Origin of the sequence: Streptomyces sp. NBC_00086 (assembly GCF_026343255.1) — a bacterium.
Taxonomy (GTDB): domain Bacteria; phylum Actinomycetota; class Actinomycetes; order Streptomycetales; family Streptomycetaceae; genus Streptomyces.
On the sequence record NZ_JAPELZ010000001.1, the window covers coordinates 762,436 to 775,180 of the forward strand.

General features: G+C 69.2%; 10 protein-coding genes and 3 pseudogenes. 6 read left to right on the forward strand and 7 right to left on the reverse strand.

What is annotated here, in order from left to right:
* Positions 1–68: 68 nt before the first annotated feature.
* Both OG276_RS03505 and katG read right to left on the reverse strand, forming a co-directional pair.
* Positions 69–479 (reverse strand): SsgA family sporulation/cell division regulator, encoded by a 411-nt coding sequence (locus OG276_RS03505; RefSeq protein ID WP_266902599.1) that lies wholly within the window; start codon positions 477–479, stop codon positions 69–71.
* Positions 480–683: 204 nt separating this feature from the next.
* The gene (gene katG / locus OG276_RS03510) at positions 684–2,876 is read right to left on the reverse strand and encodes a catalase/peroxidase HPI (protein ID WP_266902601.1); all 2,193 of its coding nucleotides are present in this window, start codon (positions 2,874–2,876) and stop codon (positions 684–686) included.
* 330 nt (positions 2,877–3,206) lie between these two features.
* On the opposite strand from katG, the pseudogene OG276_RS03515 reads away from it, so the two are divergent.
* Positions 3,207–3,611, forward strand: a pseudogene (locus OG276_RS03515) (Fur family transcriptional regulator); the annotation flags it as partial.
* A 23-nt stretch (positions 3,612–3,634) separates the two neighbouring features.
* Here OG276_RS03515 and OG276_RS40765 read toward each other — a convergent pair.
* The 3 genes and pseudogenes from OG276_RS40765 to OG276_RS03525 all read right to left on the reverse strand — a co-directional run.
* Positions 3,635–3,733 (reverse strand): annotated as a pseudogene (locus tag OG276_RS40765) (DUF6766 family protein); the annotation flags it as partial.
* Between the two features lie 552 nt (positions 3,734–4,285).
* Positions 4,286–4,939, reverse strand: a pseudogene (locus tag OG276_RS03520) (HAD family hydrolase); the annotation flags it as partial.
* Positions 4,940–4,952: 13 nt separating this feature from the next.
* Positions 4,953–5,918, reverse strand: a complete 966-nt coding sequence (locus tag OG276_RS03525; protein ID WP_266902603.1) for an LLM class F420-dependent oxidoreductase — start codon at positions 5,916–5,918, stop codon at positions 4,953–4,955.
* Between the two features lie 251 nt (positions 5,919–6,169).
* On the opposite strand from OG276_RS03525, the gene OG276_RS03530 reads away from it, so the two are divergent.
* A complete protein-coding gene (locus OG276_RS03530; RefSeq protein ID WP_266912503.1) occupies positions 6,170–6,901 on the forward strand; it encodes a VOC family protein in 732 nt (243 codons plus the stop codon).
* 150 nt (positions 6,902–7,051) lie between these two features.
* Positions 7,052–7,606 carry a CocE/NonD family hydrolase C-terminal non-catalytic domain-containing protein gene (locus tag OG276_RS03535; RefSeq protein ID WP_266912505.1) on the forward strand — a complete coding sequence of 185 codons (555 nt, stop codon included), beginning with the start codon at positions 7,052–7,054 and terminating at the stop codon, positions 7,604–7,606.
* On the opposite strand, the gene OG276_RS03540 is transcribed toward OG276_RS03535, so the two are convergent.
* The gene (locus OG276_RS03540) at positions 7,597–8,247 is read right to left on the reverse strand and encodes a TetR/AcrR family transcriptional regulator (RefSeq protein ID WP_266902605.1); all 651 of its coding nucleotides are present in this window, start codon (positions 8,245–8,247) and stop codon (positions 7,597–7,599) included. The genes OG276_RS03535 and OG276_RS03540 overlap by 10 nt on opposite strands.
* A 122-nt stretch (positions 8,248–8,369) precedes the next feature.
* Between OG276_RS03540 and OG276_RS03545 the strand changes: the two genes are divergently transcribed.
* Complete coding sequence (locus tag OG276_RS03545) at positions 8,370–9,065, forward strand: hypothetical protein (RefSeq protein ID WP_266902607.1); 696 nt, start codon at positions 8,370–8,372, stop codon at positions 9,063–9,065.
* A gap of 45 nt (positions 9,066–9,110) precedes the next feature.
* Here the strand turns inward: OG276_RS03545 and OG276_RS40940 are convergent, their stop codons facing one another.
* Positions 9,111–9,398, reverse strand: a complete 288-nt coding sequence (locus OG276_RS40940; protein WP_353963465.1) for a CocE/NonD family hydrolase C-terminal non-catalytic domain-containing protein — start codon at positions 9,396–9,398, stop codon at positions 9,111–9,113.
* 303 nt (positions 9,399–9,701) lie between these two features.
* Here OG276_RS40940 and nhaC point away from each other — a divergent pair, with 303 nt between their 5' ends.
* Positions 9,702–11,234, forward strand: a complete 1,533-nt coding sequence (gene nhaC / locus OG276_RS03555; RefSeq protein ID WP_266902611.1) for a Na+/H+ antiporter NhaC — start codon at positions 9,702–9,704, stop codon at positions 11,232–11,234.
* 43 nt (positions 11,235–11,277) lie between these two features.
* Positions 11,278–12,738, forward strand: coding sequence for a basic amino acid/polyamine antiporter (locus OG276_RS03560; RefSeq protein ID WP_266902613.1), 1,461 nt, complete (start codon positions 11,278–11,280; stop codon positions 12,736–12,738).
* Positions 12,739–12,745 lie beyond the last annotated feature (7 nt).

A 12,745-nucleotide genomic window follows, 5' to 3' on the forward strand; every position in this document is an offset into this window, starting at 1 on the left:
GCCGCTCATGCTGTCGCCATGTCCACGAGAGACGGCACTCAGCAGTTCTGGTCGGACGGACGGGCTCCTCAGCGAGCCAGGAGCTCGTCGAGAAGCTTGTCGAGGTCGAGGAACTCCTCCCCGGCAGCGACGACTGCGTAGGTGTCGTCCAGGAAGTTCCTCAGCGCGAGGGCGTCCACGAGGACAACGGCGTTGTCCTGCTGATCGGCGCTCATGCCGATCAGTTCGACGCGGAGTTCGTCGCGGCCGGACCCCTTGTCGGGGCGGAACGCGACGTCGCCCTCCCCCACCGGGCGGTGGAGCCCCTCGGCCAGCATCTGCCGGTCGAAGTGCCACCGTGCCAAGACGTTGTCACCGTCCAAGAATTCCGCCTGCACCACGTACGGGTCTCCGCCGTCATACGCGAAGCGGGCAAGGAAATACACGTGACCCGTCGCCGTCTCGAGGCGCACGACGATCAGAGCAGACACACGGGACATCGATGGGCCTCCAGGGTGGGCTGTCAGCCACGCGTGTGCCCCGCTCCGCCCCCACCACACTGCACCGATTGGGGGAACCACGAGACCGCAGGCTCTGGGGACCTCCAGATGGAGATCGTGACGACGGGGGTCTTCGCGCGCCCCCGGCACACCGATACCCGGGCGTCATGGCCGGCCGGTGAGCGGCCGGCCAGCACCTCGGGGTCAGACGAGGTCGAACCGGTCGAGGTTCATCACCTTGTCCCACGCCGCCACGAAGTCACCCACAAGCTTCTCTCCTGCGTCCTTCGCGGCGTAGACCTCCGCGATGGCCCGGAGCTGGGAGTGCGAACCGAAGACGAGGTCGACGGCGGTGGCCGTCCACTTGACCTCGCCCGTCGCGACGTCCCGGCCCTCGAAGACGTTCTCGGCGGAGGCCGACGCCTTCCACTCGGTACCCATGTCGAGCAGGTTGACGAAGAAGTCGTTCGTCAGCATCTCCGGCCGGTTGGTGAAGACCCCGTGCGGGGACCCGCCGAAGCCGGTGTTCAAGGCCCGCATGCCACCGGTCAGCACCGTCATCTCGGGTGCGGTCAGGTTCAACATGCCGGCACGGTCGAGCAGGAGCGTCTCCGGCGGCAGCTTCTCTCCCGTCCGGAGGTAGTTGCGGAACCCGTCCGCCCTGGGTTCGAGCACGGAGAAGGACTCCACATCGGTCTGCTCCTGCGAGGCGTCCGTGCGCCCCGGTGCGAACGGGACCGTGACGGCGTGCCCGGCATTCTTCGCGGCCCGCTCGACGGCCGCGCACCCGCCCAGCACGATCAGGTCGGCGAGCGAGACCTTCGCCCCGCCGGCGGCCTGGGACGCATTGAAGTCCTGCTGGATCCGCTCGAGGGCCTGGAGCACCTCGGCCACCTCGGGCAGGTCGTTGACCTCCCAGTCCTTCTGCGGTGCGAGCCTGATCCGCGCCCCGTTGGCCCCGCCGCGCATGTCGGTGCCGCGGAAGCTCGCCGCCGACGCCCAGGCCGTGGTGACGAGTTGGGGGACGGAGAGCCCCGTCGCGAGGATCCGGCCCTTGAGGTCGGCGATCTCCGCGTCCCCGACCAGTGCGTGATCGACCGCGGGAACGGGGTCCTGCCACAGCTGCGGCCCGGGGACCCACGGCCCGAGGTAGCGCGAGAGGGGCCCCATGTCGCGGTGCAGCAGCTTGTACCAGGCCTTGGCGAACGCGTCCGCGAGCCTGTCCGGGTTCTCGTGGAAGCCCTTCGAGATCGGCCCGTAGACCGGATCCAGCTTCATCGACAGGTCCGTCGTCAGCATCATGGGCGCGTGCCGCTTCGACGGATCGTGGGCGTCGGGCACGGTGCCCTGGGCCGCCGGGTCCGTCGGGGTCCACTGCTGTGCGCCGGCGGGGCTGGTCGTCAGCTCCCAGTCGTACCGGAACAGGTTGTCCAGGTACCCGTTGTCCCACTTCGTCGGCTCGGAGGTCCACGCGCCCTCGAGCCCGCTGGTGAGGGAGTCGACGCCCGCCCCGCTGCCGTACGAGTTCTTCCATCCGAGGGCCTGCTGCTCGATGGGGCAGCCCTCGGGCTCCGGACCGATGTACTCGGCTCCGACCGCACCGTGGCACTTGCCGAAGGTGTGGCCGCCGATGATCAGCGCGGCCGTCTCCTCGTCGTTCATCGCCATGCGCGCGAAGGTCTCGCGAATGTCCCGGGCGGCTGCGAGCGGATCCGGATTCCCGTTGGGCCCCTCGGGATTGACGTAGATCAGTCCCATCTGCACCGCGCCGAAGGGACCGGTGAGTTCCCTGTCGCCGCTGTAGCGCTCGTCCCCGAGCCAGGTGTCCTCCGGACCCCAGAAAATCTCCTCGGGCTCCCAGATGTCCTCCCGCCCGAAACCGAACCCGAACGTCTTCAACCCCATGGATTCGATGGCGCAATTGCCGGCGAACACCAGCAGGTCGGCCCAGGAGATCTTCCGGCCGTACTTCTGCTTCACCGGCCAGAGCAAACGGCGGGCCTTGTCGAGGCTCGCATTGTCCGGCCAGCTGTTGAGGGGCGCGAAGCGCTGCGCGCCGGAACCGCCCCCGCCGCGGCCGTCGGCGATGCGGTACGTGCCCGCGGCGTGCCAGCTCATCCGGATGAAGAGCGGTCCGTAGTGGCCGTAGTCGGCGGGCCACCACGCCTGCGAAGCGGTCATCACCTCGAAGACGTCCTGCTTCAGCTCGTCGACGTCCAAGGACGCGAACTCTGCCGCGTAGTCGAAGTCCTGACCCATCGGATTGGATCCGGGCGCATGCTGGTGGAGAACCTGAAGGTCCAGCTGATTCGGCCACCAGTCCCGGTTCGTCCTGGGGCGAGTCGGCGCGGGGGTCGGGGAGGGGATTACCGGGTTCTCGCTGTCGCTGCCGGACACGTCAGCCCTTCTTCCTGTCTTGGTGTGTTCCTCTGCCGGCCGCGCTGCCCACTCTTGGTGCCGTCCGCTTTGCGAGTCGAGCACGGCGACCCACGCTGCCGACGAGAACATGTCCTCAGGGACGAGGTCGATAATCGAGCGCGTATCGGCGTCCGTATGGTCGCGCACCGCAGACCGCACTGCTACGAGAACACGCAGAGCACCGCTACGTAACAAGCACTCGAAATCCAAGGGTGACATTTTCCGATCATCACGATCTCCCCCGCTGATATGAGAATCGGAAGCGGAATTGACGACCGTCCCGACGTGCAATTGGAGAGGCGAACCGAAATGAGCGACCTGCTGGAGCGGCTGAGAGGGCGCGGCTGGCGCATGACGTCCCAGCGGCGCGTCGTAGCAGAAGCCCTCGACGGCGAGCACGTGCACCTCACGGCCGACGAGGTGCACGCCCGCGCGGCACGGCGCCTCCCCGAGATCGCCCGGGCCACCGTCTACAACACCCTGGGCGAACTGGTCGCGCTCGGTGAGGTGATGGAGGTCTGCGCCCACGGCCGCGCGAAGCGTTACGACCCCAACGCGCACCGTCCGCACCAGCACCTCGTGTGCTCCGGCTGCGGCATCATCCGCGACGTCCACCCGACCGGCGATCCCCTGGCCGGACTTCCGGCGGAGCAGCGGTTCGGCTTCACCGTGTCCGGGGCCGAAGTCACGTTCCGCGGTCTGTGCCCCGCGTGCACTCCCGGTCAGCCACGGGCCGGTCAGCCTTCGACTCCCGTGACCGCATGGGCGGCGCCCACCGGCTCGGATTCGGGTGACCCGCGCTGGCGCAGGTAGACCGGGAGGAGGGCGCCCGAGGAGGCCTCGGTCGGCCTGGCTCGGCGAAGGGCCTCCGGAAAGGATCGCTACGGCATGTCCGGAGAGATCTTCGCGGCGTGCATGGTGAGTCGGCCGATCCGCGTTTCGTGGCTGGTCGCCGTCGTGCTGTGGTCGGTGATCGAGTCCGGCCGGGCGTCCGTGAGGTACCACGTGGTGAGCGGGTCGCCCGAACCCGCCCTCATCTCCTCGATCTTGACGTTGCACGGCTCGGCGGGAGCCTCGGTGGACAGGGCCCATTCCTGCGCCCCGGGCGCGTCGGTGAGGACGCAGTCGTCGAGGGTGAGCGTGAGCACCTGCCCGGGCAGGCCAAGGTCACCCTGGGGACCCAGACCCGTCACTCCACCGCAGGTGAAGCGCTCTCCTCGGACGGTGACGTAGTAGCTGCTGGACACGTTCGCAAGGGATTCGTTCATGCCCACCGCCTGCCCCGTCCGCCCCCCGTCAGACGCCGTGACGGCATGACGTTGCGGGACCCTGGGCATCCCGGCGATCATGCCGCTCACGGCGTCGAGAGGTTTCAGGGCAGGTACCCGGGAGAGCGGGCTGTCACCGAGGCCGGCCAGGAGATCAGCCGGGTCGCGGTAGACGGCAACCGCACCGGCCTCCACGAGGTCGTCACCGGGGATTCCACCGCACAGCAGGCCGACGGCGGCTACCCCGGCCCGGTCGGCCGCCTTCATGTCCCAGACGGAGTCACCGATGAACACGGCGCGGTCGGGCGACACACCCACCAGTTCGAGGGCGTGCCGGACGGGGTCGGGTGCGGGCTTGCCCCGGTCGACGTCGTCGGAGGTCGCGGTGTCGGTGATGGCGTCGTCCGCGCCGATGGCTTTGCGCAGGGCGTCGAGTTCCCGGTCCTTGGCGGAGGTGACGAGCACCACCTTCCAGCCGTCCTCCGACAGGGCGCGGAGCACGTCCGCGGACGAGTCGAAGGCGGTGAGCCGGTCGAAGTACGTGGCGTACAGGGTGTCGTGGGCGGCGCTCAGCCGGGCGTCGCCGGAGTGGTCCCGGTCCTCGCCCAGGAGGTGGTCGAGGAGGTCTTCGCCGGGCAGGCCGATCGCCCGGTGAACGGCGTGCATGGGCACGTGGTGCCCGGCCTGGCGCAGGGCTTCCCACCAGGAGGTGATGTGCAGGTGATTGGTGTCGGTCAGGGTGCCGTCGACATCGAAGAGAGCAGCGCGGTCCATGACGATCGCATCCTCACAGGTCTCGCAGGGCGGGCAGCAGTTTCGTCTCTGCCCACTCCAGGAACGGCGTCTGGTGGTCGCCGCCTATCTGGATGAGGGCGACCTCGGTGAAGCCCGCCTCCGCGTACGGGCGGACCGCCTCGACGAAGGCGTCCACGTCGTCGCCGCACGCGATCGCCGCGGCCACGTCGTCGGGCCGCGCGTGCTGCGCGGCCTGCTGGAAGGCGGCGGGGCCGGGGAGCTCGGCGTTGACCTTCCAGCCGGCGGGCGACCAGCGGAACTGTTCGTGGGCGCGGGCCACCGCCGCATCGCGGTCCGGGTCGTAGCAGACGGGAACCTGCCCGATCCGCGGCTTGCCGGAGCCGCCGTACGCGCCGAACGCGGTCAGCAGCTCCTGCTTCGGCTCGGTGGCGATGAGCAGGTCGCCGTACCGTCCCGCGATCTCACAGGAGCGGTCCCCGGACACCGCGATCCCGATCGGGGGCGGATCGTCCGGGAGGTCCCAGAGTCTGGCGTTCTCGACGTCGAAGTGCGCGCCGTGGTGGCTCACGTACCCGCCGGCGAAGAGGGAGCGGATGATCCCCACGGCTTCTTCGAGCATCTCCAGACGCACGTGGGCGGCGGGCCAGCCGGCGCCGACGATGTGCTCGTTCAGGTTCTCGCCCGAGCCCAGCCCTAGCCGGAACCTGCCCTGGGACAGGATCTGCATGGTCGCGGCCTTCTGGGCGACGACCGCCGGGTGGTAGCGGAAGGTCGGGCAGGTCACGTACGTCATGAGCGGGATCCGGGAGGTCGCCTGCGCGGCCGCTCCCAGGACGCTCCAGGCGTAGGGCGCATGCCCCTGGGACTCCAGCCAGGGGAAGGAGTGGTCCGAGATGACGGAGAAGTCGAATCCGGCGTTCTCCGCCCTCACCACATGGGACACCAGCTCGCGGGGGCCGGCCTGCTCGGTCATCATCGTGTATCCGATTCGCACCATGAAGGGCGCCTTGCCGCTATCGCGCCCTGGAAACCCCCCACCGCGACCATCTCGGCCCTGCGAGGTCCGTCGCCGCCCTCGGACGATCCGCCGGCCGCCGTCGACACGGCCGGGACGCCGTGGAGCCTTCCCGGCGCCGTCGGCCGGTCTACTGTGGGAAGGGTCCCGTCCCACGTGAGCAGCAGATGAGGCCGGCAACTGTGTCGACGTCGAGCCATGAGATCCCCGGTACCCCCTGCTGGGTCAGCCTCCTGGCCCGGGACCTCCCTTCCGCCCAGAGGTTCTACGGTGCCGTGCTCGGCTGGGAATTCCGTCCCACCCATCTCGGCGACGGAGTCGTCATCGCCTTCCGCGACGGGGCCCCCGTCGCGGGCATCGGCGCACTCACCGAGGGTCTCAGCCTGCCCGTGGTCTGGACGCCGTACTTCGCCGTCGAGGACGCCGACGCGACGGCCGCACGGATCCGTGAACGCGGCGCGACCATGGCGGTCGGCCCTCTGCCCTTCGGCACCGGACGAGCCGCCTTGGCAGCGGACCCCGCAGGGGCCGTCTTCGGCTTCTGGCACGGCGAGGCCGTCCCCGACTGGTCGATGGGCCGCGGAAGCGCCCCGGCCTGGCTGGAACTGCGGACCCGGGACGCGTTCGCCGCCGCCATCTTCTACGGAGAGGTGCTGGACTGGGACAGTGAGCGACCCGGCAGCTGCACGGTCTCCTACGAACACGATCACGTCGTGCTGCGCCACGGCCACGACACCGTGGCCCGCATCAGCGGCGGCGCACTCGAAGAAGCCCCGGACCCCGAGGTGCGCCCCCGCTGGCACCTCCATTTCCACGTGCCCGACCTCGAAACCGCGATCGATGCCGCCACCGGCCTCGGCGGCAGGGCCGCCTCTCCCGTACAGACGTCCACCACGAGCCGGTGGATGGTTCTCTCCGACCCCGAGGGAGCGCTCTTCACCGTGGTGGCACCTCAGGACGCGTAGACCTGGCCCGGTGCCGTCGGCAACGTTCGCCGGCCGCAGCGATCGACATGCGGCTGAGGCGCTTCGGGACGGGCGCACTCGTGCGCTGACCAGCGACCCGTCCTCGGTGGCGGCGCAGGCCGGCTACGCGTCCGAGTCCCGCGCGCGGGCCTGGTCTCCTTCGCCGTCCGCTTCACGGAAGAGACGACGATGGTCGGCTACCCGAAGGCCCGGCTATGGGTCGAGGCGGAGGGCTCCGACGACATGGACCTGTTCGTCCTCGTCCAGAAGCTGGACCGCCACGGCACACCCTTGCAGCAGTTCACCGTTCCGAACCACGGGGCGCTGATGCAGGACGTCACCGAGCACGGCGCGTCGGTGCTGCGCTACAAGGGATCGAGCGGACGCCTGCGGGTGTCCGCCCGCCACCTGGACGAGAGCCTGTCGACGGAGGCCGTTCCCGCCCACAGCTTCGACCGGGTGGAGAAGCTGAGCCCCGGCCAGATCGTCGACGTCGAGATCGACCTGCTGCCGATCGGCCTCCGATTCCTTCCCGGCGAGCAGCTCAGGCTGGTCATCAGCGGACACAACGCACTCGGGACGATCATGCCCGCGACGCGCGACTATGTCCCGCACAACCGCGGCAGGCACATCATCCACACCGGCGGGGAGCACGCGTCGTACCTGCAGCTCCCCCTCCAGGGGGCACGACCCACTCAGGCGTGAGCGGCGGTCCGGCGGTCGGGACTGAGCAGGTAGGCGATCGCCATGTCGCCCAGCTCATCCGCGTAACGTCGCTGGGCCGCCTCGCCCGTGGCGCTGTCGGGGCGCAGGGTGTTGTGGAAGCAGGCGCCGAGGATGGAGCGTGCGACGGTGTCCAGCGCCGCTTTCGGGTCGGCTCGCCGGATCTCGCCGGCGTAGGGGGTCGCCGCCTCGATCAGGAGGCGGTGGATCTCGGTGATGGTGTGCGCGCCGCGGTCCAGGGACCTGGGTCCCCGTACGCGCAGGAGTTCCGGGAAGAGGTTGCTGCTGTCGGCGAAGGACTGCAGCAGGGCGTGCGCGTAGGCGTCCATGACGCCGGAGAGTGACGGGTCGGCCTCGCGCAGTCGCTCCGCCACGTACTGCTCGCGGCGTTCCAGCATCCGCTCGACGAGTGCGTTGATCAGCTGTTCTTTGTCTTCGAAGCGGCGGTAGATCGTGCCGACGGCGACGCCGGCGCGTTCCGCGACGCCGGTCATCGTCATCTCCTCCAGCCCGGACGAGGAGGCGATCTCCTCGGCCGCCTGCAGTACGCGGGCCAGTGTCGCGGCGCTGCGCGCCTGCCGGGGCTCCCGGTAGGGCGCTGGGCGGCCCGGCTCATCAGTCATGCCCCGCATGGTATCCGCGGCGGTCTCAGCGGGTCGTCTTGACAAGGGGTGCACTCCCGTGGGTAACCTCGTAACGCGAACATGAATTCACATTCACATTCACATCATACGGAGGTTCCGCCATGACCGACAACCAGACTTCTCAGCCCGTGACCGTCTCCCTCGAGTCGGGGCCCGCCGGTGGCGGGAGCATCGACGACTTCGAGCTCTTCTACGCCCGCCGGGCCGTGGACCGCTTCCGTACGCTGCTGGGACGCGAGGGGCTCCTCGACCTGCTGGCCGCGGACATCGAGGAGGGCAACGCCTTCCTGCGCGAGAGCGCCCTCGCCTCCCACGGCGAGTTCAAGGCGGGCACCACCGTGCTCGCGACACAGGGCCTCACCTCGGGCGAATTCCTGGCCTGGATGGACAAGGCCTTCACCGGCGACGAGCAGCCGCTCCTCGCCGCACACCCCGAGCACTACGCGATGGGCACCGACGAGACCGGCGCACGCGTGGTCGAGAACATCGGCCCCCACATCGCCTCCTTCTACATGGGCGGCTGGGGCACCGACGCACTGGACTGGGCCAAGGACGCGACCGAGCTCCTCCCGGAGGCCGAATATCCCCGCAAGATGTCCTCGAACCTCTTCCTGACCGACGGCACCGTCGTCGGACGCGCCCTCATCCAGTTCGGCGACACCGCCGACGGTTTCATCTCGAACCTGTCTGTGTACTTCCCCGTCGCCTGCCCCGACGAAGTCCTGGACCACCACCTGCGGCACTACGCCGTCGAGTTCCGGAACTGGATCGTCGCCGCGGCGGAAGCCCGCGCCTGAAGCACGACTGCTGCGGCGCCCGGCCCTGCGCCGGGCGCTGCCGAGTCACGTCGTCTTGACGGGGAGCTGCAGGTAGGAGGCACGGTCGCCACCCGTGTGGACGACGTGTCGTCCGCTGTTGGCGGGGGTGTACTCGCTGTTTCCCGGCATCATCGTGCCCAGGAGCGAGCGGCCGCTGACGACGAGGCGGAGCTGCTCACCCGGTTGGAAGACGAGCCCGACCGGGAGCAGGTCGATCTCGAGGTCGACGACCTCGCCCGGTGAGAGCCTTTCGATCCGGTCGAAGGTGTGGGCCGGTGGACCCGCGGCGAGGACCCGTCCGCATCCGGCCAGGACGGCGTCTGGACCGACAGCGGACCCTGCTGACCCGACACGGGCAGATCACGCGCGTGGCCGGGGTCCCGCTGACATCCTGGACCTGATCGAAACGCAGACCCTGCCCGGCCTCGCGTACGAGACCGTCAGCGCCGACGGTCCGCCGGGAGAAGAAGTGATCGCCTCGGCCAGGTGCGCTCCTCGGCACGGACGCCGTCAGGTCGCGACACTCACTCAGCTACGAGATATCCACCGATATGAGGCTATATTCCACATCTCGGAGGGCTACGGCGTCGCGGCCCATGCGTGAACGGGGCTGGGATGCGGGACGAGGAAGAAGGCGAACCACCGGGCCCTCCGGTGCGCGAGCCGTCCCTGCTCGACTCGATCGTGCCCCTGGTGGTGCTGGCCGTACTGGTCGCCGGGTCGCTGGCCCTGTTCGGGCTCGACGCACTGGACGGGCCGATCCAGGTGGCCCTGGTGCTGTGTGCGATGGCCGCGGCGCTGGTGGCGATGAAGAACGGCCATCCGTGGAGCGCGGTGCAGCAGGCGGGCCAGCGCGCCCTTTCCTCGATCACCAGCGCGGTGTTCATCCTCTTGGCGGTGGGCGCCCTGATCGGGGTGTGGAACCTTTCCGGGACGATCCCGACCTTGGTCTACTACGGCATCCAGGCGCTCTCACCGAGTTGGTACTACGCGGCCACGGCCGTCATCTGCGGCGCCATCGCCCTGAGCATCGGGAGTTCCTGGACGACCGCGGGCACGATCGGCGTGGGGTTGGTCGGAGTCGCGGACATGCTCGGCGTGTCCACAGCGATCACAGCCGGCGCGGTGATCTCGGGCGCGTACCTCGGAGACAAACTCTCCCCGCTGTCGGAGACGACGGTTCTGACCGCCCAGATGGTGAAGGTCGACGTCCACGAGCACATCAAACGCCAGGCGTGGACGTCGTTGCCCGCGTTCGTCATCGCCTTCGCGGTCTTCCTGGTGATCGGCCTGGTCAAGAGTGCCGACGTGGTCAACCCGGTGGGAGAGGACATCGAGCTCGCCCGCCTCGGCGACATCTACCACATCACTCCCTTGAACCTCCTGCCGCTCGTCCTCCTGGCCTTCCTGTCGATCAAGAAGGTGCCGGCTTCGCTCGCCCTCATCGGCTCGGCCGTCTTCGCGGGCGTGCTCGGCGCGTTCCTGCAGCCCTCCGTGATGCGGGACTTCGTCGCCGGGTCCGGGAACGTCGTCCTTGAGTCGCTGAAGGGCATCTGGCTCGCCATGGCGAACGGGTTCTCCATCCGGTCCGGCATCCCGCTGATCGACCAACTGCTCTCACGCGGCGGCATGGACAGCATGCTCCTCACCCTCTGGCTGATCATCGGCGCGGTCACCTTCGGTGCCGTGCTGGAGGAGTTCGGCCTCATCGCCCGGCTCGTGGACCCACTGATCCGCTCGGCGAAGAGCACCGGCCGGCTGTTCCTCACCGTGTTCGCCTGCGCCTTCGGCCTGAACGTCGTCGCCGGTGACCAGTACATCGCCCTCGTTCTGCCCTCGCGGGTGTTCCGTCTGGAGTTCGAGAAGCGCGGGCTCGCGCCGACGAACCTGTCGCGTCTCTGCGCCGACAGCGGCACGGTCACCTCCGCGCTCGTCCCGTGGAACTCCTGCGGCGCGTTCATGGGAGCGGTGCTCGGCGTCCCCACTTTGACCTACGCCCCGTTCGCGATCTTCAACTACGCCAGCCCGGCCCTGAGCGTCCTCTACGGCATCACCGGGTTCAAGATCGAGAAAGTCGCACCGCCCGAGGCCGGGTCCGTGACCGGCTCCGAGGGCGGGTCCGGGTCCGGGGCCTCCGTCGGCCCGTAGCCGGCAGCCCCCACCACCGAGAGTCGTAGAGACGAAGGAAGCCATGAGCAACGCCGAGACCAACGACGCGGCGGCGACCACCGCAGGCCGGCCGGCCGTCAAGTTGACGCTGCTGACACTGACCGCGATGGTGGTCGGCTCGATGGTCGGCGCCGGGGTGTTCTCCCTACCGCGCCGCTTCGCCCAGGAGACGGGGGTTGCGGGCGCCCTGATCGCCTGGGCGATCGCCGGTACGGGCATGCTGATGCTCGCGTTCGTGTTCCAGACCCTCGCGGTCCGCAGACCCGACCTCGACGCGGGCGTGTACGCCTACGCCAAGGCCGGGTTCGGGGAGTACCTCGGGTTCTTCTCCGCCTTCGGCTACTGGGCGAGCGCGTGCGTCGGCAACGTCACCTACTGGGTGCTCATCATGTCGACGATCGGCGCCATCTGGCCCGCGCTCGGCGACGGGGACACCCTCCTCGCCGTCATCCTCTCCTCGGTCGGCTTGTGGGCCTTCTTCCTGCTGATCCGCCGCGGGGTCAAAGAGGCGGCCGCGATCAACAAGATCGTGACCGTGGCGAAGGTCGTGCCCATCCTCGTCTTCGTCGTCCTCGCACTGTTCTGCCTCGACACCGACGTCTTCGCGGCCAACTGGGGCGGCGCCGACTACGCCGGTTCACTGTTCAACCAGGTCCGCGGGACGATGCTGGCCACCGTCTTCGTCTTCCTCGGTGTCGAGGGGGCGAGCGTCTACTCCCGGCACGCCAAGCGGCGCGAGGACGTCGGGCGCGCCACCGTCCTGGGATTCCTCAGCGTCTTCGCCGTCTTCGCCTCCGTCACCATCGTGTCCTACGGGATCATGCCGATGGCCGAGATCGCCGAGCTGCGCCAGCCCTCCATGGCCGGTGTCCTGGAGCACGCGGTCGGCACCTGGGGGAAGGTCTTCGTCAGCGTCGGCCTGATCGTCTCCGTCCTCGGCGCCTATCTGGCCTGGACGCTCATGGCCGCGGAGGTGCTCTTCGTCGCCGCGAAGGACAAGGACATGCCTCGTTTCCTGGGGCGGGCCACCTCTGAGGACGTACCGGTTCCCGCGCTGTTGATGACCACGTCCCTGAGCCAGGTCGTCCTGGTCGTCACGATGTTCTCCGAGGACGCGTTCAACTTCGCGCTCGACCTCACCAGCGCGCTGAGCCTGATCCCCTTCCTGCTCGCCGCGGCCTTCGCCGTGAAGGTCGCCTCCGGGCCGGGCCGCGAGGAGACCGTCGGGCGGAGCACGCGCGGAGAGCTGGTGATCGCGGTGGTCGCCACGCTGTACACGGCGTTCCTGCTCTTCGCCGCCGGACTCAAGCTGGTCCTGGTCTCCTTCATCCTCTACGCCCCGGCGACGTTCCTGTTCGTCAAGGCGCGGCGGGAGCAGAACCGGCGCCCGTTCTCCCCCGGCGAGGCCGTCATCTGTGCCGTCTCCATCGCCGGCGCTCTCGTGGGAGTGCTCGCTCTGGCCGTGGGCTGGATCGAGCTGTGATCCGTAC

Bases quoted from the DNA above. Each gene is read 5' to 3' on its own strand.
- OG276_RS03540 (WP_266902605.1), bottom strand. From the start codon at position 8,247: ATGACTGATGAGCCGGGCCGCCCAGCGCCCTACCGGGAGCCCCGGCAG.
- OG276_RS03505 (WP_266902599.1), bottom strand. From the start codon at position 479: ATGTCCCGTGTGTCTGCTCTGATCGTCGTGCGCCTCGAGACGGCGACG.
- OG276_RS03560 (WP_266902613.1), top strand. From the start codon at position 11,278: ATGAGCAACGCCGAGACCAACGACGCGGCGGCGACCACCGCAGGCCGG.
- nhaC (WP_266902611.1), top strand. From the start codon at position 9,702: ATGCGGGACGAGGAAGAAGGCGAACCACCGGGCCCTCCGGTGCGCGAG.
- OG276_RS03545 (WP_266902607.1), top strand. From the start codon at position 8,370: ATGACCGACAACCAGACTTCTCAGCCCGTGACCGTCTCCCTCGAGTCG.
- OG276_RS03525 (WP_266902603.1), bottom strand. From the start codon at position 5,918: ATGGTGCGAATCGGATACACGATGATGACCGAGCAGGCCGGCCCCCGC.